The organism is Streptomyces sp. GESEQ-4 (assembly GCF_017948455.1).
Lineage (GTDB): Bacteria > Actinomycetota > Actinomycetes > Streptomycetales > Streptomycetaceae > Streptomyces.
Map to the genome: position 1 here is coordinate 1 of NZ_JAFFSU010000075.1, position 404 is coordinate 404.

The window sequence follows — 404 nt, forward strand, 5'->3', positions numbered from 1 at the left end:
ACCGGCGGGCGGTAGACCAGCGCCCGGCACAACGCCACCCGCTGCTGCTGACCGCCCGACAGCTCACGCGGCTTACGGCCGCCGAACCCGGACAGACCCGCGATCTCCAGCGTCTCCCCCACCCGCCGACGGATCTCCTCCTTCGCCACCCCACGCAGGGTGAGCGGAAAAGCCACGTTCTCCTGCACGGTCATGTGCGGAAAGAGCAGGTACTGCTGGAAGACAAAACCGAGACCCCGCTTCTGGGGCGCGAGCCGCGTGACGTCACGGTCCCCGACGGTGATGGTGCCGGAGTCCGGTTCGCAGAACCCGGCGATCATCATCAACGTCGTGGTCTTGCCCGACCCCGAGGCACCGAGGAAGGTGACGAACTCCCCCGCCGCGATCTCCATGGACGCCTCGTC

At 68.1% G+C, this 404-nt stretch carries 1 protein-coding gene; it reads right to left on the bottom strand.

What is annotated here, in order from left to right:
• Nucleotides 1-404, bottom strand: a 404-nt coding sequence (locus KCH48_RS41865) for an ABC transporter ATP-binding protein (protein WP_210582885.1), incomplete at both ends; no start/stop codon positions are given.